Below are 23,668 nucleotides of genomic sequence, written 5' to 3'. Positions count from 1 at the left end.
CGAATTCAGGTCAGCAGCGCGGTGAGCGCCTCGGCCAGTTCGTCGGCGGGCTCCGTGCCGATGGTCACCTCGTCGCCGGGTCCGTCGGCCTGCGCGTGCAACCAGAAGAACCCGCGATCGGCGAGTTCGACGGTCCGGGGCAGGTCGGCGACCGGCTCGGCGGCGAACCGCAGACGCAGCGGCACCGCGCGCAGCTCCACCCACGCCGCGGCGAAACCCGGGTGCAGCGGGAGGTCGTCGACCTCGTCCTCGGCCACCCAGACCAGCTCGGAGCTCTCCTTGTTGGCGACGGTGGGCAGCGGGAACTCGGCGTCGGCCAGCACCGTGGTGTAGGTCCAGCCGCTCGGCGCGGTCATCGTCAGCCGTTCGGCGCGCACGCGCAGCGCGTCGGCGGTGATGCCCGCTTCCTCCCAGGCCTCCCGGACCGCGGCGTGCTCGGCGCTCTCGTGGGAATCGCGCGCGCCGCCGGGGATCGCCCAGGTACCGCCCTGATGACTCCACGGCGCCCGGTGCTGTAGCAGCACCGCCGACCCACCCCGGGGCAGCGGCGCGCGCAGCAACAGACCCGCCGCGCCGTACTTGCCCCAGTGCCGAACTCCGCCCGGACTGTTCGACCAGCCGTCTCCGTCACCGCGCATCCAATACTCTTTCCTCCGTAGCAGCCGAGCAGCAACCGCTTCGGGGGTGTCTGAGGGGCTGCGCCACCGGTAGGACCACAATAAACTCCGCACCACGAGGGGTGCGCGGACAGCACGGGGAGGTGAACGATGGTCGAACCCGGGAATCGCGATGCCTCGACCGAGGTCGCGGCCGTTCGTTCCGGCCCGTCGTCGCAGGCCACGCAGGGTGCGCAGGGCTCGGTGGCGGCCGCGGCCGAGCCGGTGACGGGCCGCCGCGCCGCGTTGCGGAAACCGGCGATCGTCGTCGACCGGCCGCCCGCGCCGGATGTGAAGGCGCTGCGTGCGCAGTTCCACCCCGCCCGGATGCGCGGCTTCGTGCAATCGTCGCCGGGCCGGCTGGTGGCTGCCGGACTGGTGCTGATGGTGCTCTGCGTCACCGCGGGCGCGGTGACTTCGACGACCGTCAGCGACCGCCAGCAAGCTCTCGGCGTCCTGCTCGACGACACCGAACCCGACGCCCACTCGGCCAATCACCTCTACACCTCGCTCTCCATCGCCGACGCCGCCGCGGGTACCGCGTTCATCGCGGGCGGGCTGGAGCCGAAGGCCGTGCGCGACCGTTACACCCAGGCCATCGGCGAGGCCGCCGCCGAACTGGTGACCCAGGCCGGGCACATCTCCGTCGAGGAGGCCGCCGACCCGTCGGGCACCGATCGCAAGCTCCGCACCGGCATCGCGACCGGGCTGCCGGTCTACACCGGCCTGATCGAGACCGCGCGCGCCAACAACCGCAACGGCTACCCGGTCGGCGCCGCTTATCTCAGCGAGGCGTCGCACCAGATGCAGACGACGCTGCTGCCGATGGCCGAGGAGCTGGAGAACCACCGCCTCGACGCGGTCACCGACGCCCAGCACCGGCACGTGCTGCCGCCGTGGCCCGCGATCGTCCTGTTGATGGCGACCCTCGGCGCCCTGCTCTGGGTCCAGGTGGAGCTGGCCAAGCGCTCGCGGCGGGTGTTCAACATGGGTCTGCTGATCGGCACCGGCGCGCTCGCGCTGACGCTGGTGTGGACGGTGGCCGCGGGCTCGGTGTCGGCGGTATCGATGATGCGCTGCCGCGACCAGGGCGCGGTGCCCGCCGCCCGGCTGGCCGAGAGCCGCATCCTGGTGCAGCAGGCCAGGTCGGCGGAGATGGTCAAGCTGGTGCGCCGCGACGCCACCGGCGACTACGACCGCACCTTCGACACCAACACCACCCGGCTCACCGAACTGCTCGCCGGCTACCCCCAGGACGCGCCGGCGCGCACCGAGGTCGCCGACGCCCGCGCCGCGCTCGCGCGCTGGCAGTCCGCGCATCAGCGGATGAACGACACCCTCGCGCGCGGCGATTTCACCGGCGCCGCCGCGGTCGCCACCGGACCGAGCGCCGCCGACGCGGCCGCCCAGGTCGACGCGATCGACCGCGCCCTGGACAAGGCCGCCGCGGCGACCAGGGACACCTTGCGCGACAAGGTCTCCCAGGCCATCGACGTGCTGGCCTTCCTCGCCCCCGGCGCGTTCGTCCTCGGCATCGTCGCGGCGGTCTGCGTCGCGCTCGGGCTCTGGCCCCGGCTGCGGGAGTACCGGTGAGCCGCGGGCGGATCGCCGCGGCGCTGCTGCTCACGGCGGCGGCGCTGCTCGGCGGCTGCGCCGACAGCACCCCGGCACCGGACGACAACAGCGTCTACTCCGAACCGCCCCTGCCCGCCAAGGCGATCCCGATCGGCACCGACACCCCGGTGCCCGCCCGCGGCGGCGAGCAGTGCGGCGACCCGACGGCCAGCCTGCGCCCCAGCACCTCGCGCGGCCCGACGATCGACGCCATCCGCGCCCGCGGCAGGCTGATCGTCGGCCTCGACGCGGGCAGCAACCTGTTCAGCTTCCGCGACCCGCTGACCGGCCGGATCGTCGGCTTCGACGCCGACATCGCCCGCGAGATCGCGCGCGACCTGCTCGGCAACCCCGATCTGATCGAATACCGCAGCCTCGCTTCGGAAGAGCGCGAACGGGCGCTGCAGGACCACACCGTCGACCTGATCGCCAAGACGATGACGATCACCTGCGAGCGTCGCCAGCGGGTGGCCTTCTCCACCGTCTACCTGCGCGCCGACCAGCGCGTGCTCGCGGTGAAGAACTCCGGCATCAACAGCCTGGCCGACCTGGCGGGCAAGCGGGTGTGCGTGGTGCGCGGCACCACCTCGCTCGACCACATCCGCCGCGATCAGCCCGCCGCCACCATCCTGACGGTGCCGACCTGGGCGGACTGCCTGGTGGTGCTGCAACAGCGCCAGGTCGACGCGGTGAGCACCGACGACGCGATCCTGGCCGGCCTGGCCGCGCAGGACCCCTACACCGAGGTCGTCGGCGAGAGCATCAGCGCCGAGCCCTACGGCATCGGCATCCCGAAGGGCGACGACGACCTGGTCCGCTTCGTCAACGCCACCCTGGAGCGCATCCGCAACGACGGCACCTGGACGCGCATCCACCGCCGCTGGCTCGCCTCCCTCGGCGAGACGCCGAGCCCGCCCGCTCCGACGTACCAGGACTGATCGACGATGACCACACCGACGAACGGTGAACCGGCGCAAGAGGATCCGGCGCGACAGGAACCGACCCAGCTGACCCACCGCCCCGAAGGCGAGCTGCCCGGTGGCTGGACGCTGCCGCCCGCTCCGGCCGACGACGAGACCATGCCGCTGCCGATCCAGGCGCCGCACGCGCCCACCGAGATCGCGGTCAGGCCCGCCGCACCGGACCAGCCACCGGCCACCCAGCGCGCGGACGCCACCCAGCGCGCCGGCGCCGCGCACGCGGTGACCGAACCGCCCGGCACCCAGGCCACCCCGCCCCGATCCGGCTCCGGCGACGCCGCCTGGCCCTCCGGCGCGCAGACCGGGCCGAGCACGTCCAGGTCCGGGCGCAGTGTGCGCACCGCCAGGTCGCGCCCCACCCGCAGGCTCGGCGCCGGCCTGGTGCCGATTCCCACCGTCACCCCGGCCGACCCGCGCGAGGCGGTGCTGGCCGATCCGGTGGTCTCGGAGGGCAGGCGGTTCTGCTGGCGCTGCGGCGACCCGGTCGGCCGCTCGACCGCGACGCACGCCGGGACCTCGGCCGGGCAGTGCGCCACCTGCGGCGCGGCCTACGATTTCCGGCCGTCGCTGCACGAGGGCGACATGGTCGCCGGGCAGTACGAGATCCAGGGCTGTATCGCCCACGGTGGGCTCGGCTGGATCTACCTGGCCATCGACCGCAATGTCAGCGACCGGTGGGTAGTGCTCAAGGGCCTGCTGCACGCCGGTGACGCCGAGGCACAGGCCGTCGCGGTGGCCGAGCGCCAGTTCCTGGCCGAGGTGGCGCATCCGAGCATCGTCAAGATCCACAACTTCGTCGAGCACACCGCGGCCGACGGATCGAGCACCGGCTACATCGTCATGGAGTACGTCGGCGGGCACTCGCTGCGCGACATCCTCGACGCCAAGCCCGCCGGCGAGCGGATGCCGCTGGCCGAGGCCATCGCCTACGTGCTGGAGATCCTGCCGGCGCTGGACCACCTGCACTCGATCGGTCTGACCTACAACGACCTCAAGCCCGACAACGTGATGATCACCGAGGACCAGGTGAAGCTGATCGACCTGGGCGCGGTCGCCACCATCGAGGCCTACGGAAACCTCTACGGCACCAAGGGCTTCCAGGCACCCGAGATCGCCAGGACCGGTCCGACCCCCGCCTCCGACGTGCACACGGTCGGCCGGACCCTGGCCGCGCTCACCCTGGCGCTGCCCACCGAGCACGGCCGCTATCTCGACGGCATCCCCGACCCCGCCGACGAACCGCTGCTGGCCCGCTACGAGTTCTTCCACCGGTTCCTGCTCACCGCCACCGACCCCGATCCGGCCCGGCGGTTTCCGTCGGCACGGGCGATGTCGGCCCAGCTGGCGGGGGTGCTGCGGGAGATCCTCGCCTACGACACCGGCGCCGAGCATCCCCAGCTGTCCACCGTGTTCAGTCCCCAGCGCACCAGCTTCGGCACCGAGGAACTGATCAGCCAGACCGACTCCTACCTCGACGGCGTCGGCCGCTCACCGCTGCTCGACTCCGGTGATGTGGTCGCCGCGCTGCCGATTCCGCTGATCGACCCGGCCGATCCGTCGGCTCCGCTGCTGGCCGCGACCGCGAACCTGGACCCGGAGCGGGTGCTGGAAGCCCTGCACGAGGCCCGCGAACGCGCCGAGGCCGACCCGGACAACGCGCCGGAGACCCTGGCGGGCGAACTGGTCTTCGCCGAGGCGCGGGCCCGGCTCGAACTCGGCGAATCGGCCGCGGTGCTGCACCTGCTCGACCGTGTCTCCGGCGACTCCGATTGGCGCGCCGACTGGTTCACCGGTCAGGCGCACCTGCTCGAACTCGACTACGAGGCCGCCTTCGCCGCCTTCGAGGCGGTGCTGCGGGTGCTGCCCGGCGAGATCGCGCCCAAGCTGGCCCTGGCCGCCACCGCGGAACTGATTCTGCAGCACTGGGATTCCGACGCGCCCGAACAGTGGCGGGCCTTCGCCGAGCGCTACTACGACACCGTGTGGCGGACCGACCGCGCCGTCGTGAGCGCCGCCTTCGGCCTGGCCAGGCAGCTGGCGGTGGCGGGCCGGGTCGGCGAGGCGGTGCACGCCCTCGACGATGTCCCCGCGGCCTCGCGGCACTTCACCACCGCCCAGACCACCGCGATCCTGTTGCTGCTCACCAGTGCTCCCGTCGACCGGCTCGACGAGCAGGTGCTGCGCCTGGCCGCCTCGCGCGCCCAGTCCATCCCGCCCGGCGAGCACCGATCCACCCTCATGCGCACCCTGGTGCAGGGCACGGCACTGGCCTGGCTGCAGGCCGGGAACACCCCGAAACGCAAGGACGCCAAGCTGTTCGGCCGCCCCTTCGACGAACGCGATCTGCGCGACGGCACCGAGACCGGCCTGCGCGCACTGGCCCGCAACGCGCCCGATCGCGTGCACCGCTACGCCCTGGTCGACCTGGCCAACTCGCTGCGCGCGAAGTCCTGGTTCTAGGCGGACCCGCCGACCAGCGCGTGCGCGGCCCTGGCGATCGCGAGTTCCTCGTTGGTCGGCACCACCAGCACGTGCACCGGCGCGAATTCCGGCGAGATGTGCCGGACGCCGGGGGTTCTGGTCTCGTTGCGGACCGGGTCGACCTCGATGCCGAGGTTCGCCAGGCCGGCGAGGGCGTCCGCGCGCACCGACGCGCTGTTCTCCCCCACGCCCGCGGTGAACACGATGGCGTCGACGCCGCCGAGTTCCACCAGGTAGGCGCCGAGGTAGCGGCGCAGGCGGTGGATGTAGACGTCGTAGGCCAGTTTCGCGGCGGCGTCGCCGTTGTCGATGAGCTGCTGCAATTCGCGGAAGTCGTTCACCCCCGACAGGCCCTTGATGCCGGAGTTGCGGTTGAGCAATTGCTCGACCGCGGGCAGATCCAGCCCGGCGACATTCATCAGGTGCGGCATGATCCCGGGGTCGAGATCACCCGGCCTGGTGCCCATCACCAGGCCCTCCAGCGGGGTCATACCCATGGTGGTGTCGATCGCGACGCCCCCGGCCACGGCCGAGGCCGACGCCCCGTTACCGAGGTGGAAGACGATCTGGTTCAGCTCCTCGACCGGCCTGCCCAGGTATTCGGCGGCCTTCGCCGACACGTACTGGTGCGAGGTGCCGTGGAAGCCGTACTTGCGGACACCGTGCGCGGCAGCCAGTTTCGCGTCGATCGCGTAGGTCTTGGCCGCCTCCGGCAGGGTGTGGAAGAAGGCGGTGTCGAACACCGCGACCTCCGGGATGCCGGGCAGCAGTTCCCTGGTCGACTCGATGCCGACCACATTGGCCGGGTTGTGCAGCGGCGCGAGGACCGACAGCTCGTCGATGGTGCGCAGCACCTCGTCGGTGATCAGCGTCGGTTCCCAGAACACCTCGCCGCCGTGCACCACCCGGTGCCCGACCGCGCCGATGCCGATCGTGGCCAGGTCGATGCCGGTCTCCTGGAACATCTCGAACGCCCGGCGCAGGCCGGCCCGGTGATCGGCGATGACGCCCTCGTGCACCAGCTTTCGGTCACCGCACTCGTGCACGATCCGGCCGCCGTGCGACTCACCGATTTTCTCGACCAGCCCGGAGGCCAGCACTTCGGCCGAATCCGCGTGCAGCAGCTGGTATTTGATCGAGGAGGAGCCGCAGTTCAGCACCAATACCAGGTCGCTCACGCGTCTTCTCCCTGCGCCTGGATGGCGGTGATCGCCACGGTGTTCACGATGTCGGCGACGAGCGCGCCGCGCGAGAGGTCGTTGACCGGCTTGCGCAGGCCCTGCAGCACCGGGCCGATCGCGACCGCGCCCGCGCTGCGCTGCACGGCCTTGTAGGTGTTGTTGCCGGTATTGAGGTCGGGGAAGACGAAAACCGTTGCCCGCCCGGCCACCTCGGAATCGGGGAGCTTGGTGCTGGCCACCGTCGGCTCGATCGCCGCGTCGTACTGGATCGGACCCTCCACCGGCAGTTCCGGCGCGCGTTCCCGCACGAGCTCGGTGGCGACCCGGACCTTGTCGACATCGGCGCCGGACCCCGAGGACCCGGTCGAGTACGACAGCATCGCCACCCGCGGGTCGATCCCGAACCGGGCCGCGGTGCCCGCCGAGGAGATCGCGATATCGGAGAGCTGTTCCGAGGTCGGATCGGGGACCACGGCGCAGTCACCGTAGGCGAGGACGCGATCGGCCAGGCACATCAGGAACACACTCGACACCGTCGCCACGCCGGGCACCGTCTTGATGATCTCGAAGGACGGCCGGATGGTGTGCGCGGTGGTGTGCGCGGCGCCGGAGACCATGCCGTCGGCGATCCCCTTGTAGACCATCATGGTGCCGAAATACGAGATATCGGCCATGGTTTCGCGGGCGCGCTCGAGCGTCATGCCCTTGTGCTTGCGCAATTCGGTGTATTCGGCGGCGAATTCGTCGAGGTAGCCGGAGGTGCGCGGGTCGAGCACATGCGCGGCGGCGATGTCGACGCCGAGTTCGGCGGCGCGGGCGCGCACCGCGGTCTCGTCGCCGAGGATGGTGAGGTCGGCGATCTTGCGCTGGAGCACCCGGCCCGCGGCGCGCAGGATGCGGTCGTCGTCGCCCTCGGGCAGCACGATCCGCTTGCGATCGGCCCTGGCCCGCTCGATCAGCCGGTATTCGAACATCTGCGGGGTGACCACGTTCGACGGCGGTACCTGGATGCGCCGCAACAGTTCCGGCGCGTCGACGCGCTCTTCCATCAGCGCCAGCGCCGTGTCCACCTTGAGCGGGCTGCCCGCCCACATCCGGCCGCGGGTGCGGTGCACCGCGCTGGCGGTGTCGTAGGTGCCGAGTTCGGTGGTGAGGATCGGCAGTTTGGGGTGCAGGCCCTCCATCAGGCGCGCGATGGCCGGATGCGGGCGGATGCCGCCGTTCATGATGACCCCGGCCAGCGACGGAAAGCCCGCCGCCTCATGGGCGTTCACCACGCTGAGTAGAACATCGGAGCGGTCGCCCGGGGCGATCACGACCACTCCGTCGGATAGTCGTTCCAGGATGTGCTCGGCGGTCATGCCGCCGACCATGATCCGCAGCGCCTCGCGCTGGAGCAGTTCCGGGTCGCCGCTGTAGATCTCGCCGTCGATGGCGCCGCACAGCTCGCCCATGGTCGGCGCCATCAGCAGCGGCACCTCGGGCAGTGTCCAGGACGGCACCTCGAAACCGGCCAGGGCGCTGCCGATCTCGTCGATCTCGTCCGGCGCGCAGCGATTGGCGACGACGGCGACCAGCTGGGCGTGCTCGGCGGCCAGCTCGGTCGAACACAATTCCACCAGCTGCTTGACCTCGGCGGGCGTGCGGTCGGCACCGCGCACCACCAGCAACACCGGCGCGCCCAGGTTCACCGCGATGCGGGCGTTGTAGCGCAGTTCGCTCGGGCTGGCGACATCGGTGTAGTCGCTGCCGACGATCACCACCGCGTCGCAGGCCTTGGCGACGTCGTGGAACCGCATCACGATCTCGCTGATCGCGGCGTCGGGGTCGCGGTGCACGTCCTCGTAGGTGACGCCGATGGCCTGCTCGTAGCCGATATCGGCGGTGCTGTGCTCGAGCAGCAGTTCGAGGATGTAGTCGGGCTCGGCGGTCGAGCGGGTGATCGGGCGGAACACCCCGACGCGCGCGGCGGTCGCGCACACCATCTGGAGCACGCCGAGCGCCACGGTGGATTTTCCGGTGTCACCCTCGGGTGAAGCGATGTACACGGTGGACGTGGCATGTTCGACCATGGTCGCGAGCTTAGTTAATCGATGGCGATTCGGGGGTTCGGTGTGGCGCGATCGGCCGCGTTATAGTCCGGCCCATGACATCGCAGTTCCCGGATCGGCAGTGGGGTTCGCGCACCAATCTCCTGTCCCGCGCCGCCAATCGTTTCGCCGCGACGAAGCCGGGTTCCTGGCTGATCCGCACGGTGACCCCGCTGGATCGGGCCCTGCTCGAGCGGACCGACGCCAAGTACACCGTGCTCGGCCCGATCGGCGCCCCGGTGATCCTGCTGACCACCACCGGCCGCAAGTCCGGCGCGCAGCGCACCCAGCCGCTGCTCTACGTGCACGACGGCGACACCCTCTACGTGGTCGGCTCCAACTTCGGCCAGGAGCACCACCCGGCCTGGACCGGGAACCTGCTGGCGAACCCGGCGGCCACCGTGGCCATCGCGGGCGAGCGCATCCCCGTCGTCGCCACCCCGGTCCCCGACGCGGAGAAGGAAGCCCTCTTCGCCCGCTTCATCGAGATCACCGGCGCCTACGCCGCCTACCGCGACCGAACCACCCGCAACCTGCGCATGTTCGCCCTACGCCGGGCATAACCCGGACCACCGCGGCGTTCTTGCCTTGACGCCGACGGCAAGGTCTACCTTGACGGCCACGGTCATCGAGGAGGTCGCATGCTGATCGGCGAACTGGCGGAACGCACCGGTTCCAGCGCTCGCGCGCTGCGCTACTACGAGCAGCACGGGCTGGTCGAACCGCGCCGCGACAGCAACGGCTACCGGATCTACGACGAGGTCGAACTGCGCGTCGTCCACAAGATCCACGCGCTGCGCACCGTCGGCTTCGAACTGGCCGACATGCACCCGTTCGTCGCCTGCCTGCGGGCTGGCGACGGCTCGGGCGACGGCTGTCCCGATTCCGTCGAGGAGCTGCGCCGCAAACTCGACGAGGTCGACGCGGCCACCCGGCGCCTCGCGACCATCCGTGGACAGCTGGCCGCCCAGCTCGCCGACGCTCTCGCCGCCGAGCCGGGCGAGCCCGCCTGCGGCCTCCGCCGATCGGTCGTCCGGTGAAGTTCGCGATCAGCTACAACACCCCGCTCTACGGCACCGACCCCGATCGGCTCGTCGCCTTCGCCCAGCACGCCGAACGGTGCGGGTTCGAAGGGCTCTACCTGCCCGACCACATCGCGCTGCATCCCGGCGCGACCGTCGGCGCGATCGAACTGGATCCGACGCTGGCGTTCGTCGACCCGCTCGACACGCTGAGTTTCGTCGCCGCGTCGACGAGCCGACTGCTCCTCGGCACGGGCGTGCTGCTGCTGCCGTACCGGCATCCGGTGGTGCTGGCCAAACGGCTGGCCACTATCGACCAGCTCTCGCGCGGCCGGATGCGCCTGCTCACCGTCGGGCTCGGCGCGCTGCCCGCCGAGGCGGCAGCCGTCGGCGTCGACTATCGCAGTCGCGGCAGGCGGGCCGACGAGGCGATCCAGGTCTTGCGGGCGCTGTGGTCCGGCGATGCCGACGGCGTCGAATTCCACGGCGAGTTCTTCGATTTCGCTGAGCTGACCAGCTATCCCAAGCCCTACGGCACCGCCCGGCTACCGATCCATGTCGGCGGTTCCAGCCGGGCCGCCGCGCGCCGGGCGGGCCTGTACGGCGACGGCTGGTTCCCCGGCGGGATGCTCGCCCCGCTGGAGCGGGCTGCGCAATGGAAGCTGGTGCGCGACACCGCGATCGCGGCCGGGCGCGATCCGGCGGCGCTCGATTACACCCGCTGGGGCTCGATCGATATGCCGCCCGAACGCGTGGAAGGCCTTGCCTCCCAGGGTGTCACGCGGATCGTCGTCGGCGCGACGGCGAGCGAACCCGCCCGGCAGTTCGACGAGATGTCGGAACTGGCCGAGCGGTTCGCGCTCGCGGTCAGCCCAGGGCGCGCAGGCGCGGGGCCAGGTCGCGCTTGAACAGGTCGAGGAAGCGCAGCTGGTCGTGACCGGGGGCGTGGAAGACCAGGTGGTTGAGGCCCGCGTCCAGGTAGGGCTTGATCTGGGCGACGGCCTCGTCGGGATCGCTGGCCACGATCCAGCGCTTGGCGACCTGCTCGATCGGCAGGGCGTCGGCGGCGGCTTCCATCTCGATCGGGTCGGTGATGTCGTGCTTCTGCTCGGCGCTCAGCGACAGCGGGGCCCAGAAGCGCGTGTTCTGCAGCGCCAGTTCGGGATCGGTGTCGTAGGAGATCTTGATCTCGATCATCTTGTCGATGCCTGCGGGGTCGCGTTCGGCCTTGGCCGCGCCCTCGGCGACGGCGGGCAGCAGCTTCTCGGTGTAGAGGTCCATGCCCTTGCCCGAGGTGCAGATGAAGCCGTCGCCGGCGCGACCGGCGTAGCGGGCCACGACCGGGCCGCCCGCGGCGATGTAGACGGGGATGCCGCCCTTGGGCACGTCGTAGATGGAGGCGCCGACAGTGTGGTAGTACTCGCCGTCGAAATCGGTGCGCTCGCCGGTCCACAGCGCGCGCATCAGCGACACCGATTCACGCAGGCGGGCGAACCGCTCCTTGAAATCGGGCCATTCGCCCTTGTAACCGGTGGCGATCTCGTTGAGCGCCTCACCGGTGCCGACACCGAGCATGACCCGGCCCGGGTACAGGCAGCCGAAGGTGGCGAAGGCCTGGGCGATCACCGCCGGGTTGTAGCGGAAGGTGGGGGTGAGCACGGAGGTGCCGAGCATGATGCGCTCGGTGCGCTCACCGGTAGCGGCCAGCCAGGCCAGCGAGAACGGCGCGTGCCCGCCGTTGTGCCGCCACGGCTGGAAGTGATCACTGACGGTCGCGCTGTCGAGACCGTGTTCCTCGGCGGCCACCGCCAGCTCGACGAGCTCACGCGGCCCGAACTGCTCTGCCGATGCCTTGTATCCGAGCTTGAGATCAACCATCTCAGCCACTCCTGTCGTTCGCTTCGTCGCGGCCCCTGCCGCATCGACACTAACCAACACCGCCGCCGACTTCTCCGGTAGCGGTGGCTCGCACCGCCGCCGGTTTTAGCGGATGATTAGCTGGTGACCGCCAAGGATGAGCAGATCTTGTCGTACCTGACCGACATGGACGGCGTGCTGGTGCACGAGGATCAACTGATCCCGGGCGCCGACGAATTCCTCGCCGAGCTGCGCGACAACGAGATCCCGTTCCTGGTCCTCACCAACAACTCGATCCGCACCCCGCGCGATCTGCAGGCCCGGCTGCGCCAGACCGGCCTGGACATCCCCGAGGAGTCCATCTGGACCTCGGCGCTGGCCACCGCCACCTTCCTCGACGACCAGCGCCCCAACGGCACCGCGTACGTGGTCGGCGAATCCGGCCTGACCACCGCGCTGCACGAGATCGGCTATGTCCTCACCGATGTCGACCCCGACTATGTGGTCCTCGGCGAGACCCGAACGTATTCGTTCGAGGCGATCACCACCGCGATCCGCCTGATCGACCGGGGCGCCCGCTTCATCGCCACCAACCCCGACGCGACCGGCCCGTCCCGCGACGGCGTGCTGCCCGCGACCGGCTCGGTCGCCGCGCTGATCACCCACGCCACCGGCAAGGACCCCTACTACGTCGGCAAGCCGAACCCGCTGATGATGCGCTCGGCCCTGCGCCGGATCGGCGCCCACTCGCAGACCACGGTGATGATCGGCGACCGCATGGACACCGATGTCATCTCCGGCCTGGAAGCCGGCCTGCGCACGATCCTGGTCACCTCCGGCATCTCCACCAAGACCTCGGTCGAGAAGTACCCCTTCCGGCCCACCCTGGTCGTCGACTCGGTCGCCGACCTTATCGGCCGCACCCACACCCCCTTCCCGGAGTAGCTGGATGTGAGCTGCCTCACAGCGGAATAGGTTCTCGCCCTCGCTGGTTATAGTTGCCATGGCAACCAAAGCGAGTCGAGGAGGGCCCGTGCAGTTCGGAATCTTCACCGTGGGCGATGTGACCACCGACCCCACGAACGGCCGCACCCCCACCGAGGCCGAGCGGATCAAGGCGATGGTCGCGATCGCGCAGAAGGCCGAGGAGGTGGGGCTCGACGTGTTCGCGATGGGCGAGCACCACAACCCGCCCTTCGTGCCGTCCTCGCCGACCACCATGCTCGGCTACATCGCGGGCCGCACCGACAAGATCATGCTGTCCACCTCCACCACGCTGATCACCACGAACGATCCGGTCAAGATCGCCGAGGACTTCGCGATGCTGCAGCACCTGGCCGACGGCCGGGTCGACCTGATGCTCGGCCGCGGCAACACCGGCCCGGTCTACCCCTGGTTCGGCAAGGACATCCGCGACGGCATCCCGCTGGCCATCGAGAACTACCACCTGCTGCACCGGCTCTGGCGCGAGGACGTCGTCGACTGGGAGGGCAAGTTCCGCACCCCGCTGCAGTCGTTCACCTCCACCCCGCGCCCGCTCGACGACGTCCCGCCGTTCGTCTGGCACGGCTCCATCCGCAGCCCGGAGATCGCCGAGCAGGCCGCCTACTACGGTGACGGCTTCTTCGCCAACCACATCTTCTGGCCCACCGACCACTTCCAGCGGCTGATCGAGCTGTACCGGCGCCGCTACGAGCACTACGGCCACGGCAGCGCCGACCAGGCCATCGTCGGCCTCGGCGGGCAGGTGTTCCTGCGCAAGAACTCCCAGGACGCGATCCGGGAATTCCGCCCGTACTTCGACAACGCGCCCGTCTACGGACACGGCCCGTCGCTGGAGGAGTTCACCGAGCAGACCCCGCTCACCGTCGGCAGCCCGGCGCAGGTCATCGAGAAGACGCTCACCTTCCGCGAGCACTTCGGCGACTACCAGCGCCAGCTGTTCCTGGTCGACCACGCGGGCCTGCCGCTGAAGACGGTGCTCGAGCAGCTCGACCTGCTCGGCGAGGAAGTGATTCCGGTGCTGCGCAAGGAATTCGCAGCCGGACGACCCGCACACGTCCCCGACGCGCCGACCCACGAATCACTGCTCGCCGCCAAGACATCCACGGAGGTGACCGCATGACGACCCGCATCGCGGTCGTGTCGGCCGGGCTCTCGCAGCCCTCGTCGACCCGGCTGCTGGCCGACCGGCTGGCGACCGCCACCGCACGCGAGCTGCGCGCCGCCGGGGCGCAGGTCGAACTCGACTTCGTCGACCTGCGCGATCACGCCCGCGACCTGGCCGACAACCTGATCACCGGCTTCCCGGCCCCGGCGCTGCGGTCGGCGATCGATCAGGTCGTCACCGCCGACGGCCTGATCGCGGTGACGCCGATCTTCAGTGCCTCCTACAGCGGTCTGTTCAAGACCTTCTTCGATGTGCTGGAACCGGATTCGCTCGCGGGCAAGCCGGTGCTGGCCGGGGCCACCGGCGGCACCGAGCGGCACTCGCTCGCTCTCGAACACGCGGTGCGTCCGCTGTTCGCCTACCTGCGCTCGATCGTCGTACCCACCGCCGTGTACGCCGCGTCGACGGACTGGGGCGCCAACGGCGCCGACCAGTCGCTCAACAACAGGATCGACCGCGCCGCGGCCGAATTCGCCACCCAGATCCTCGGCAGGCCCGCCACCGGACCCGCCGACCCGTACGACGAGCCGACCCCGTTCGCGGATCTGCTCGCCGCCAACCTTCCGCGCTAGAACCCAACCCCCACAAGGAGTTCCCATGACCACCGCTATCGCCAACGGCCTCACCGCGGGCACCTGGGCCATCGACCCCACCCACTCCACCGTCGGCTTCTCGGTCCGCCACCTGATGGTGAGCAAGGTCCGCGGCCGCTTCACCGACTTCGACGGCGCCCTCGTCATCGGCGAAGACGGCACCGCCTCGGCCACCGCCGAGATCCGCGTCGACTCCCTCACCACCGACAACGCCCAGCGCGACGGCCACCTGCGCACCGCCGACTTCTTCCACGCCGAGCAGTTCCCGGTGATGACCTTCAAGTCCACCGGATTCCGCGGCGAGGGCAGCGATTTCGTCGTCGACGGCGAGTTCACCGTCCGCGGCAACACCAAGCCGGTCTCCCTCGAGGTCGAGTTCCTCGGCGTCAACGAGGGCATGGGCAACGGCCCGGTGGCCGGCTTCGAAGCCAAGACCGTCGTCTCCCGCCGCGACTTCGGCCTCGACATCGACATGCCGCTCCCCGACGGCGGCGCCGTCATCGGCGACAAGATCACCCTCACCCTCGAGATCGAGGTCGGCCTCCAGAGCTGACCCCGGCCCCACCTCACGACGCCCCCGTCACCACAGTGGTGACGGGGGCGTCGTGCTGCCACCTACCCGGCGAGATCGGCTGTCCGCGGATCGATCTCATTCGGCTAGGGGGCGCTGTCGGTGCGATCCTCTGCCGTGATCGCGTCGACCGCGGTGGACAGTCGGGTCAGGGCGGCGACGATCGAGGCGAACTCCGCCGGGCCGAGTTCCTCGGCGAGGCGGTGGGCGAGTTTCGCGTGCTGCGGGTTGATGCGCTGCACCGCCGCTCGGCCCGATTCCGTCGCCGCGACGAGCTTGGCCCGCTTGTGCGCCGGGTTGGGGCGGTATTCGCACAGGCCCTTGTCGACTAGCAGGTCGGCGATGCGCTGGACGCTCTGGCGGGTGATGCCCATCGCGCGGGCGATGCCCGCGACCGGGAGCGGTTCGGCGAGGACGGCGCCGAGGACCTGCCACCAGGCGGCGGTCAGGCCGGCGGGGGCGGCCAATTCCTCGGCGATGGCGAGGAATTGGCCGTTGAGCTTGAACGAGGTGATCGCCGCCGTGGAGAAGAGTTCCTGGTCGCGGGCTGTCACGCGTGTGCGGCTTCGTATTCGGCGAGCACGGCGTAGGCCGCGGGGTCGCGGTGCGCGAACAGCTGGTACCACGCCTCGATGACGTGCGGCTCGGACACCTCGAGCCGGGTGAAGACCTCCCTGGCGAACTCGAACGGCGACATGCCGTCGGCCGTGATCACGTTCCGGTCGGCGACCGCCGGGGCGTCGACGTAGTGCTCGGCGCCCGAGTATCCGCTGTAGACAAGGTATTCGGCGGCATTGGAGGTGTGCGCGCGGTCGTCGAGCAGGCCCGCCTTGGCCAGGCCGAAGGTGGCGCCGCAGATGCCGGCGACCGGCACGCCCGCCGCGACGAACTCGCGCGCCTTGTCCGCGAACGGCACCAGCTCCTCGCCCTCCCAGAGATCGGCGCCGGGCAGGATCAGCATCGCGCTGTCGGCCGGATCGAGATCGGCCAGCGCGAGGTCGGGTGTGACCCGCAGGCGGCCCATCGTGGTGATCGGCTCGGTGGTCAACCCGACCGTCTTCACCTGGAAGGTGCCCGGCTCGCGATGCCAGCTGCCGTTGGCGAGCTGCGCGGTGGCGGCGCCCACCTCCCAGTCGGCGAGGGTGTTGTACACGGCCATGTGAACTGTTCGCATCGTCATGACAGTATCCTGTCATATTTGACAGCTTACTGTCAATAAGAAAATTGAAACCCACCGAAAGGCCGTCCGCCGTACGCTGACGTCACTCGGTGCGAGACAAGGAGACTCAGCGCGATGACCGACCCGGTACACGGCCTGACGGGCACCCTCACGTCACCGATCCGGGCCGCGGGCGCGCTGGGCGAGGTACTCGTGGCGATCCGCGGGGGAACCGAGACCTACCTCGCGCGGGCCGACGAGCCGCTCGCGGCCGGCGCCACCGTACTGATCGTCGCGGTGCATCCCGGCCGGCTGGTCGACGTCGTCGCCTGGATTCCGCTCACCAAGGAGGACTGAACATGCTGGGTTATCACGTTCCCGATCCCGACGAGGCGATGCTGGTCAGCGGCGCCAAGACCAAGGACAACGCCCCCTTCAAGGTGGTCATCGGCCGCGGCGCCTGGGTGGTGCCGCTGTTCCGCAAGGTCCGCTACCTCTCGCTGGCCATGTTCGAATCCGAGATCAGGGAACGCTGCGTCACCAAGCAGGCCATCCAGCTCGACGTGCGCGCGGTGATCGCCTTCAAGGTCGCCAACGACACCTCCTCGATCGTCAACGCGGCCCAGCGGTTCCTGTCCGAGCAGGAGCAGGAGATGTCGGTGCTCACCGGCCGCATCTTCTCCGGCCACCTGCGCTCCATCGTCGGCTCGATGACGGTCGAGGAGATTATCCGCGAGCGCCAGAAGCTGGCCGACGAGGTGCTGCTCGCCTCGAAGGTGGAGATGAGCAATATCGGCCTGTGGGTCGACTCGTTCCAGATCCAGTCGATCGACGACGGCAACCTCGGCTACATCAACGCCCTGGCCGCACCGCACAACGCGGCCGTGCAGCGCGACGCCCAGATCGCCCAGGCCCAGGCCGCCCAGCGTGCCGCCGAGGCCGAGCAGGAGTCGCTGCGCCGCCGGGCCGAGTACGAGCGGGAGACCTCGATCCTCAAGGCGCAGTACCAGCGCGACATCGACAAGGCCAATGCCGAAGCGGCCCAGGCGGGTCCGCTCGCCGACGCCATCGCCCGGCAGGAGGTCCTCACCGCCCAGGCCGAGCAGGCCCGCAAGAACGCCGAACTGCGGGAGCAGGAACTGCAGGCCGAAGTCGTGAAACCGGCACTGGCCGAGGCGGAACGCGTCCGTATCCTCGCCGAGGCCGAGGCCGACCGCACCCGCATCCAGGCCGAGGCCGCCGCCTCCAACAACCGGATCGCCCTGGACCAGTTGCTCATCGAGCAGCTGCCCGAGATCGTCAAGCAGGCCTCCAACGGCCTGGCAAACGCGAATCTCACCGTCCTCAACGGACCCGACGGCGTCGGCGAACTGGTCAACGGCATGGTCGGTCAGGGCCTGACCGTCTTCAACTCCCTGCAGAAGGCGCTGTCGAACGGCGATACCGACAGCGCCTGATCCCGGTATCCGGCCGGGCGCCATTAACGGCGCCCGGCCGGATGTCGATTCTCTGGCACGAACGCCGGGATCGACGCAAGGAATGACTGATGGGATTGTGGATCGGCAGCCCCGAGCTGGACGCCTCCGAGAAGGTGATCTGGCAGCAACTCGCCAATCGGACGCAGGGCGGCAGGGCCGTCGGTGGACGCCTCTACCTGACCGGAGCCCGCCTGCTCTTCGTGCCCAACCACCTGGACGCGCTCACCGGCGGCAAGCGCTGGGAGGTGTCCCTTGGCCAGGTGCGCGCCGTCGGCAGGCAGAGCCCGGACGGTGGCCTGTTCAGCGGCGGCCTGCGCACCCGCCTGCTCATCGAGACCGACACCGGCACCGAGCTTTTCGTCATCGGCCAGCTCGACGAGGTGATCGGGATCCTCGAAACGGCGGTCCCGCTGTAGTGCCGCCGGATCAGCCCCGCCAGTTCGACGGGGCCTGCTGAAACCCCGGCCGCGGCGTGTCGAAGGTCGCGATCACCTCGCGCACGACCCGCACCGCGGCCCCAGGGCCGACCTCGGGCCATCGCTCGATCGCCTCGAACTTCACCGCCGAGCCGCTGTAGACGATCAGCTCGTCGGTCCGGGCGGGGTAGAAGCCGTAACCGATGCCGTCGGTGGTCTCGTAGTACTCGTGCCGCGTCGAGTAGGCCGAATCGAACCGACCCGGTTCGGGCAGCGACACGATGCCGTCGGCGACGGCGCGATCGAGAATCTTTCCCATGACCCCGGTGAGCCCGATGGCCGTGGCGTAACCGACCTCCGCGGACCACGGGCGCCGGTGCTCCTCACGCAGTGGCAGCTCGGCGGCGGGCCCGGTGAAGGTCCGGGCCGCCCATGCCACGATCGCGTCGTCGATCGGGAAATGCCAGGCGCGCTCGTCGAAGAGCTCTTTCGCCCGCTGCCTACGACGATCGTTCTCGGCGTAGTAGGCCTGACGTTCTTCCGCATCCATCACCCGAAACTAACAGCGCGCCAGCACATCCGGCGGTCGATGACCGTTGATGGACCGGCGCGCTGCGGGTTTCAGCTCAGGGCGTGGTCGAGGTCGCCGAGGAGGTCTTCGATGTCCTCGAGGCCGACCGAGATGCGGACCACGCCGTCGGACAGGCCGATCGACGCGCGACCCTCGGGGCCCATCGCGCGGTGGGTGGTGGTGGCAGGGTGGGTGATCAGGGTCTTCGCGTCGCCGAGGTTGTTGGAGATGTCGATGATGCGCAGGCGGTTGAGGACCTCGAAGGCGCGCTTCTTGCCGTCGTCGCCTGCCAGCTCGAAGGTGACGACGGTGCCGCCGCCGGACATCTGCGCGGTGGCCAGGGCGTGCTGCGGATGCGATTCCAGGAAGGGGTATTTCACCCAGTTCACGGACTTGTTCGTCTCCAGGAACTTGGCGACCTTCAGCGCGGATTCGGTGGACTGGCGCACGCGCAGCGGCATGGTCTCCAGGCCCTTGAGCAGGGTCCAGGCGTTGAACGGGCTCAGCGCGGGGCCGGTGTGGCGCATCAGGTTCTTCACCGGGCCGTCGATGTAGTCCTGGGCGCCGAGGATGGCGCCGCCGAGCACGCGGCCCTGGCCGTCGATGTGCTTGGTGCCGGAGTAGACGACCACGTCGGCGCCGAGTTCGAAGCCGCGCTGCAGCAGCGGGGTGGCGAAGACGTTGTCCAGCACCACCTTCGCGCCCGCGGCGTGCGCGAGCTCGGTGACCTTGCGGACGTCCACCAGGGTCTGCATCGGGTTGGCCGGGGTCTCGAAGAACACGGCCTGGGTGGGCACCGAGAGCGCCTGCTCCCACTGCTCGAGGTCGTCACCGTCGACGAAGACGGTCTCCACGCCCCAGCGCGGCAGGATCTCGTTGCACACCACGAAGCAGGAGCCGAACAGGCTGCGGGCGGCGACGAGGCGGTCGCCCGCCTTCAGCAGCGCGCCCAGCGCCGTGAACACCGCGGACATGCCGGACGCGGTCGCGAACGCGGCCTCGGCGCCGTCGAGCAGCCGGATGCGCTCCTCGAACATGGCCACGGTGGGGTTGCCGTAGCGGGAGTAGACGAAGTGCTCGACCTCGCCGGTGAACGACGCCTCGGCGGCCTCGGCGCTCTCGTAGACGAAGCCCGAGGTCAGGTAGAGCGCCTCGGAGGTCTCCTCGAAGCCGGAGCGGCGCAGCCCGCCGCGGACGCCGAGGGTGGCCGGGCCGACGCCCTCGGGCAGTGGCTTGTCGAACGAACCACCGGTGATCATGCGTTTCTCCTTATGCCTGACGCCACGGCAGGCCGACCGCGCGCCAGCCGACGCTGCCGCGCTGCCCGAACGCGTCGGGGCCGCCCTCGAAACCGTCCAGCACGTTGTAGGACGGGGTGAAGCCCGCCGCGGTCGCCACCGTCGCCGCGCCGATGGAGCGCTGACCGGAGCGACACAGGAACACCACGGGCGCGTCGTCCGGCCGCCCGGCCAGCGCCTGCTCGAGCTGCGCGCCGAAGTTCGGATTGCGGGTTCCGGTGCCGTCGACCCACTCGATGAAGTGGGCCGGGCGCTCGATCGAGCTGGTGTCGGGGATGCCGATCTGTGCCCACTCGCCTTCGGTGCGCACGTCGACCAGCACCGCGTCGGGGTGCTCGGTCAGGATCTCCCACGCCTTCTCAGGGGTGATGTCGCCGGCGTAAGTCATGTCGAACCTCCTGCGTGAATCCGCTCTTGCCGTGCCGGTTCTCCGGGCACACGGCCAGGTCGTCACCCGGAGCACCCCACCGCGGAGGAGGGTTGCCGACCAGCGAGCCGGGGCTTGGCGCTGGTACTCATGACCTTGCGATCTGAGATTGCCCCGGCGGAGGTCACCGTGTCAAACAGTTCTACGGGGTGCAGACCAGCCAGTTGCCATCCACCCTGGTCAGGTTCCAGGTGCTGGTGGACGACGTGTCGCCGATCCGCACGGTGGCGTCGATCTTGGCCCGGTCGCCGTTCACCGTCGCCTTGTCGAAACCCTTCTTGTCGATCGTCACTTCCGATTTCGGGCCACCGAGCCGTTCCGACAGGCCCGACTTCTCCTCGTCGAAGCCGGGGCAGGCGACACCGGGCGGCGGACGCAGCTCACTGCGCGAGCGCGCGTCGATATAGTTGGTGACGGCGGCCGCGAGCCGGTCGGCCTCTGTGACATTTTTCTCAGCGGGCGAGAGCAGCCCGCCGAGCACGATGCCGACGAGCACGATCACCGCGATCACCGCGGCCGCGACGAACGGGACGATGGAACGCTTGTCGGTCTGATCCACCACGATGGGCTGGTCTTCCGAGCCTGTCTGCTCCTCGTTCATGCTGTAATCCTGACAGACCAGGTGCGGGCAACCACACCGCACGCCGGGTGGCCACAACGCCGCAGATAGAATCGCCAGAATGCGGTGTGCCGCCGATCTCGAAGGCGGCTGCCAGCAGCCGGATCGTCAACTTAGCCTAAGCTAAATTGACGCCGTCAACAGTTCTCGACCAAAGGGTGCGCGTAGAAAATGACCGAACAGAGTGCAGCGACCCGCCCGCTCCGCATTGCGATCGTGGGCGCAGGACCGGCCGGTATCTACGCCGCCGACGCATTGATGAAGTCCGATGCCGATGTCAGCATCGACCTCTACGAGCGCATGCCCGCGCCCTTCGGCCTGATCCGCTACGGCGTCGCGCCCGACCACCCGCGCATCAAGGGCATCATCACCGCCCTGCACAAGGTCCTCGACAAGGACCAGGTGCGCCTGCTCGGCAACATCGACTACGGCACCGACATCACCCTCGACGACCTGCGCCAGTTCTACGACGCGGTCATCTTCTCCACCGGCGCCAACGCCGACCGCGCCCTGCCCATCCCGGGCATCGACCTCGACGGCTCCTACGGTGCCGCCGACTTCGTGTCCTGGTACGACGGGCACCCCGACGTGCCGCGTTCGTGGCCGCTGGAGGCGGAGAAGGTCGCCGTACTCGGTGTCGGCAACGTCGCCCTCGATGTGGCCCGTGTGCTGGCCAAGACCGGTGACGAGCTGCTGCCGACGGAGATCCCGCCGAACGTCTACAAGGGCCTCAAGGCCAACAAGGCCGTCGAGGTCCACGTCTTCGGCCGTCGTGGTCCCGCCCAGGCCAAGTTCACCCCGCTCGAGCTGCGCGAGCTCGACCACTCGCCGACGATCGAGGTCATCGTCGACCCGGAGGACATCGACTACGACGAGGGCTCCGAGGCCGCGCGCCGTAACTCCAAGCAGGTCGACATGGTCGCCAACACCCTCGAGCAGTGGGCGATCCGCGATCAGGGCAACCGCCCGCACAAGCTGTTCCTGCACTTCTTCGAGTCCCCGGCCGAGGTCATCGGTGAGGACGGCAAGGTGGTCGGTCTCAAGACCGAGCGCACCCAGCTCGACGGCACCGGCAACGTCAAGGGCACCGGCGAGTTCAAGCAGTGGGACGTGCAGGCCATCTACCGCGCCGTCGGCTACCTGTCGCAGAACATCACCCAGCTGCCGTTCGACGACCAGGCGGGCACCGTGCCGAACGAGGCCGGTCGCGTGATCTCCGACGAGACCGCCGAGGGCGACGCCCGCTTCATGCCCGCCACCTACGTGACCGGCTGGATCAAGCGCGGCCCGGTCGGCCTCATCGGCCACACCAAGGGCGACGCCAACGAGACCATCGCCTGCCTGCTCGACGACGCCAAGGACTTCGCCCCGGCGCCGCAGCCCGAGCTGGACGCGGTCACCACGTTCCTCGAGAGCAAGGGCATCCCGTTCACCACCTGGGCGGGCTGGTACCGCCTCGACGCCCACGAGCGCGCCCTCGGCGAGCCCGAAGGCCGTGAGCGGGTCAAGGTCGTGGAGCGCGAGGACATGCTGCGCGCCTCCGAGCCGAACAAGGTCTAGCCACGGACGTCGGGCCCGAACTGTTCCATTCCGCCGAACTCGAGGCATTCTGTACAAGTGTTCGATGCCCACGTCCACATCATCGATCCGCGGTTCCCGCTGATCGAGAACGAAGGCTATCTGCCCGACCCCTACACCATCGCGGACTACCGAAAGCGGATGGAGCACTTCCATGTTCGCGGTGGTGCGGTGGTCAGCGCGTCGTTCCAGGGTTCCGACCAGTCCTATCTGAAGGCCGCGCTGGCGGCCCTCGGTGAGGACTGGGTCGGGGTCACCCGGCTGGATCTGGACGCCACCGATGACGAGATCATCGAGCTGGATCGCGCCGGCGTGCGCGCGCTGCGGTTCAATCTCAAGCGCGCCGCCGCCGACATCACCGAGATGACGTTGCAGGCGCTGCGCGCGCACGAGCTGGCCGGCTGGCACGTGGAGCTCTACATCGACGGCCAGATGCTGGCCTCGCTGCAGCCGGTGATCTCGAAGCTGCCCGCGCTGTCCATCGACCACCTCGGCATGTCCGAGGAGGGCCTGCCCTACCTGCTGGATCTGGTCGATCGCGGCGCCAGGGTGAAGGCCACCGGTTTCGGCCGGGTCGACATGGACGTGGCCGAGACGCTGCGCCGCATCCACGCCGTCAACCCCGGCGCGCTGATGTTCGGCAGCGACCTGCCCGGCACCAGGGCGGGCAGGCCGTTCGCCGACGCCGATGTCGAACTGATCTGGCAGGTGGTCGGCGCCGACCTGCACTCGGTGCTCGAGGACAACGCCAGGGAGTTCTACCGGCTGCCGATCGCGGACCGGTCCACGGCCGATCCGCTGCCGACGACGCCGATCCCGCGCACCGACAATCCGACCGTGCCGATCCCCCGCGACGAACTGCCCGGCGCGGGCGAGCACACCCGCCCGCTGCCGGTCATCGAATAAC

General features: G+C 69.7%; 25 protein-coding genes and 1 riboswitch. Of the genes, 15 read left to right on the top strand and 10 right to left on the bottom strand.

Annotated elements, in window-relative coordinates; translation table 11 throughout:
- Positions 1-5 precede the first annotated feature (5 nt).
- Positions 6-638: an NUDIX domain-containing protein gene (locus ACFVW6_RS02265; RefSeq protein WP_378824123.1), complete on the bottom strand. Its 633-nt coding sequence runs from the start codon at positions 636-638 to the stop codon at positions 6-8.
- Between the two features lie 129 nt (positions 639-767).
- Between ACFVW6_RS02265 and ACFVW6_RS02260 the strand changes: the two genes are divergently transcribed.
- From ACFVW6_RS02260 to ACFVW6_RS02250, 3 genes are all read left to right on the top strand, one after another.
- Positions 768-2,249 (top strand): hypothetical protein, encoded by a 1,482-nt coding sequence (locus tag ACFVW6_RS02260; RefSeq protein WP_378824124.1) that lies wholly within the window; start codon positions 768-770, stop codon positions 2,247-2,249.
- Positions 2,246-3,208, top strand: coding sequence for a glutamate ABC transporter substrate-binding protein (locus ACFVW6_RS02255; protein ID WP_355274530.1), 963 nt, complete (start codon positions 2,246-2,248; stop codon positions 3,206-3,208). The genes ACFVW6_RS02260 and ACFVW6_RS02255 overlap by 4 nt, the downstream gene beginning before the upstream one ends.
- Positions 3,209-3,349: 141 nt before the next feature.
- On the top strand, positions 3,350-5,710 hold the full coding sequence (locus ACFVW6_RS02250; protein ID WP_378825615.1) for a serine/threonine-protein kinase PknG: 2,361 nt from the start codon (positions 3,350-3,352) through the stop codon (positions 5,708-5,710).
- Here the strand turns inward: ACFVW6_RS02250 and ACFVW6_RS02245 are convergent.
- Both ACFVW6_RS02245 and pta read right to left on the bottom strand, forming a co-directional pair.
- Positions 5,707-6,909, bottom strand: coding sequence for an acetate kinase (locus ACFVW6_RS02245; RefSeq protein ID WP_378824126.1), 1,203 nt, complete (start codon positions 6,907-6,909; stop codon positions 5,707-5,709). The two genes, ACFVW6_RS02250 and ACFVW6_RS02245, sit on opposite strands and share 4 nt — an antisense overlap.
- Complete coding sequence (gene pta / locus ACFVW6_RS02240) at positions 6,906-8,984, bottom strand: phosphate acetyltransferase (RefSeq protein WP_378824127.1); 2,079 nt, start codon at positions 8,982-8,984, stop codon at positions 6,906-6,908. Before pta ends, ACFVW6_RS02245 begins: the two co-directional genes overlap by 4 nt.
- 74 nt (positions 8,985-9,058) lie before the next feature.
- On the opposite strand from pta, the gene ACFVW6_RS02235 reads away from it, so the two are divergent.
- The 3 genes from ACFVW6_RS02235 to ACFVW6_RS02225 all read left to right on the top strand — a co-directional run bounded on the left by ACFVW6_RS02235 (position 9,059) and on the right by ACFVW6_RS02225 (position 10,932).
- Positions 9,059-9,565, top strand: coding sequence for a nitroreductase/quinone reductase family protein (locus tag ACFVW6_RS02235; RefSeq protein ID WP_357342276.1), 507 nt, complete (start codon positions 9,059-9,061; stop codon positions 9,563-9,565).
- Positions 9,566-9,643: 78 nt separating this feature from the next.
- Entirely contained in the window at positions 9,644-10,042 is a 399-nt protein-coding gene (locus tag ACFVW6_RS02230) for a MerR family transcriptional regulator (protein ID WP_378824128.1), read from the top strand.
- The gene (locus ACFVW6_RS02225; RefSeq protein ID WP_378824129.1) at positions 10,039-10,932 is read left to right on the top strand and encodes a TIGR03619 family F420-dependent LLM class oxidoreductase; all 894 of its coding nucleotides are present in this window, start codon (positions 10,039-10,041) and stop codon (positions 10,930-10,932) included. Before ACFVW6_RS02230 ends, ACFVW6_RS02225 begins: the two co-directional genes overlap by 4 nt.
- Here the strand turns inward: ACFVW6_RS02225 and fgd are convergent.
- Entirely contained in the window at positions 10,892-11,902 is a 1,011-nt protein-coding gene (fgd, locus tag ACFVW6_RS02220; protein WP_378824130.1) for a glucose-6-phosphate dehydrogenase (coenzyme-F420), read from the bottom strand. The genes ACFVW6_RS02225 and fgd overlap by 41 nt on opposite strands.
- A 165-nt stretch (positions 11,903-12,067) precedes the next feature.
- Here fgd and ACFVW6_RS02215 point away from each other — a divergent pair, with 165 nt between their 5' ends.
- From ACFVW6_RS02215 to ACFVW6_RS02200, 4 genes are all read left to right on the top strand, one after another.
- Positions 12,068-12,826, top strand: a complete 759-nt coding sequence (locus tag ACFVW6_RS02215) for an HAD-IIA family hydrolase (protein ID WP_378825617.1) — start codon at positions 12,068-12,070, stop codon at positions 12,824-12,826.
- An 88-nt stretch (positions 12,827-12,914) separates the two neighbouring features.
- Positions 12,915-14,006: an LLM class flavin-dependent oxidoreductase gene (locus ACFVW6_RS02210; RefSeq protein WP_378824131.1), complete on the top strand. Its 1,092-nt coding sequence runs from the start codon at positions 12,915-12,917 to the stop codon at positions 14,004-14,006.
- A complete protein-coding gene (locus ACFVW6_RS02205; protein WP_378824132.1) occupies positions 14,003-14,623 on the top strand; it encodes an FMN reductase in 621 nt (206 codons plus the stop codon). The genes ACFVW6_RS02210 and ACFVW6_RS02205 overlap by 4 nt, the downstream gene beginning before the upstream one ends.
- A gap of 25 nt (positions 14,624-14,648) precedes the next feature.
- Positions 14,649-15,197 carry a YceI family protein gene (locus tag ACFVW6_RS02200; RefSeq protein ID WP_355274564.1) on the top strand — a complete coding sequence of 183 codons (549 nt, stop codon included), beginning with the start codon at positions 14,649-14,651 and terminating at the stop codon, positions 15,195-15,197.
- A 104-nt stretch (positions 15,198-15,301) separates the two neighbouring features.
- On the opposite strand, the gene ACFVW6_RS02195 is transcribed toward ACFVW6_RS02200, so the two are convergent.
- Both ACFVW6_RS02195 and ACFVW6_RS02190 read right to left on the bottom strand, forming a co-directional pair.
- Positions 15,302-15,769: a MarR family winged helix-turn-helix transcriptional regulator gene (locus tag ACFVW6_RS02195; RefSeq protein ID WP_378824134.1), complete on the bottom strand. Its 468-nt coding sequence runs from the start codon at positions 15,767-15,769 to the stop codon at positions 15,302-15,304.
- Positions 15,766-16,389 carry a DJ-1/PfpI family protein gene (locus ACFVW6_RS02190; RefSeq protein ID WP_378824135.1) on the bottom strand — a complete coding sequence of 208 codons (624 nt, stop codon included), beginning with the start codon at positions 16,387-16,389 and terminating at the stop codon, positions 15,766-15,768. Before ACFVW6_RS02190 ends, ACFVW6_RS02195 begins: the two co-directional genes overlap by 4 nt.
- A gap of 120 nt (positions 16,390-16,509) precedes the next feature.
- Here ACFVW6_RS02190 and ACFVW6_RS02185 point away from each other — a divergent pair, with 120 nt between their 5' ends.
- From ACFVW6_RS02185 to ACFVW6_RS02175, 3 genes are all read left to right on the top strand, one after another.
- Complete coding sequence (locus tag ACFVW6_RS02185) at positions 16,510-16,731, top strand: hypothetical protein (RefSeq protein WP_355274578.1); 222 nt, start codon at positions 16,510-16,512, stop codon at positions 16,729-16,731.
- 2 nt (positions 16,732-16,733) lie between these two features.
- Positions 16,734-17,831, top strand: a complete 1,098-nt coding sequence (locus ACFVW6_RS02180; RefSeq protein ID WP_355274581.1) for an SPFH domain-containing protein — start codon at positions 16,734-16,736, stop codon at positions 17,829-17,831.
- 89 nt (positions 17,832-17,920) lie between these two features.
- Positions 17,921-18,268: a hypothetical protein gene (locus tag ACFVW6_RS02175; protein WP_378824136.1), complete on the top strand. Its 348-nt coding sequence runs from the start codon at positions 17,921-17,923 to the stop codon at positions 18,266-18,268.
- 10 nt (positions 18,269-18,278) lie between these two features.
- Here the strand turns inward: ACFVW6_RS02175 and ACFVW6_RS02170 are convergent, their stop codons facing one another.
- The 4 genes from ACFVW6_RS02170 to ACFVW6_RS02155 all read right to left on the bottom strand — a co-directional run bounded on the left by ACFVW6_RS02170 (position 18,279) and on the right by ACFVW6_RS02155 (position 21,165).
- The gene (locus ACFVW6_RS02170) at positions 18,279-18,818 is read right to left on the bottom strand and encodes a hypothetical protein (protein WP_378824137.1); all 540 of its coding nucleotides are present in this window, start codon (positions 18,816-18,818) and stop codon (positions 18,279-18,281) included.
- A gap of 71 nt (positions 18,819-18,889) precedes the next feature.
- Entirely contained in the window at positions 18,890-20,098 is a 1,209-nt protein-coding gene (locus ACFVW6_RS02165; RefSeq protein WP_355274590.1) for an O-succinylhomoserine sulfhydrylase, read from the bottom strand.
- A gap of 10 nt (positions 20,099-20,108) precedes the next feature.
- A complete protein-coding gene (locus ACFVW6_RS02160) occupies positions 20,109-20,525 on the bottom strand; it encodes a rhodanese-like domain-containing protein (protein ID WP_355274593.1) in 417 nt (138 codons plus the stop codon).
- A 17-nt stretch (positions 20,526-20,542) separates the two neighbouring features.
- A riboswitch (SAM riboswitch) is annotated at positions 20,543-20,660 on the bottom strand.
- Between the two features lie 46 nt (positions 20,661-20,706).
- Positions 20,707-21,165: a hypothetical protein gene (locus tag ACFVW6_RS02155; protein ID WP_355274596.1), complete on the bottom strand. Its 459-nt coding sequence runs from the start codon at positions 21,163-21,165 to the stop codon at positions 20,707-20,709.
- Positions 21,166-21,354: 189 nt separating this feature from the next.
- Between ACFVW6_RS02155 and ACFVW6_RS02150 the strand changes: the two genes are divergently transcribed.
- Both ACFVW6_RS02150 and ACFVW6_RS02145 read left to right on the top strand, forming a co-directional pair.
- Positions 21,355-22,743, top strand: a complete 1,389-nt coding sequence (locus ACFVW6_RS02150; RefSeq protein WP_357342248.1) for an FAD-dependent oxidoreductase — start codon at positions 21,355-21,357, stop codon at positions 22,741-22,743.
- A gap of 57 nt (positions 22,744-22,800) precedes the next feature.
- Positions 22,801-23,667, top strand: coding sequence for an amidohydrolase family protein (locus tag ACFVW6_RS02145; protein ID WP_357342246.1), 867 nt, complete (start codon positions 22,801-22,803; stop codon positions 23,665-23,667).
- The last annotated feature ends 1 nt before the right edge of the window (position 23,668 follow it).

Source organism: Nocardia sp. NPDC058244, assembly GCF_042882065.1.
Lineage (GTDB): Bacteria > Actinomycetota > Actinomycetes > Mycobacteriales > Mycobacteriaceae > Nocardia.
Note: the sequence above shows the minus strand (reverse complement) of the source record. Positions and strands in the feature narration are given on the sequence as shown.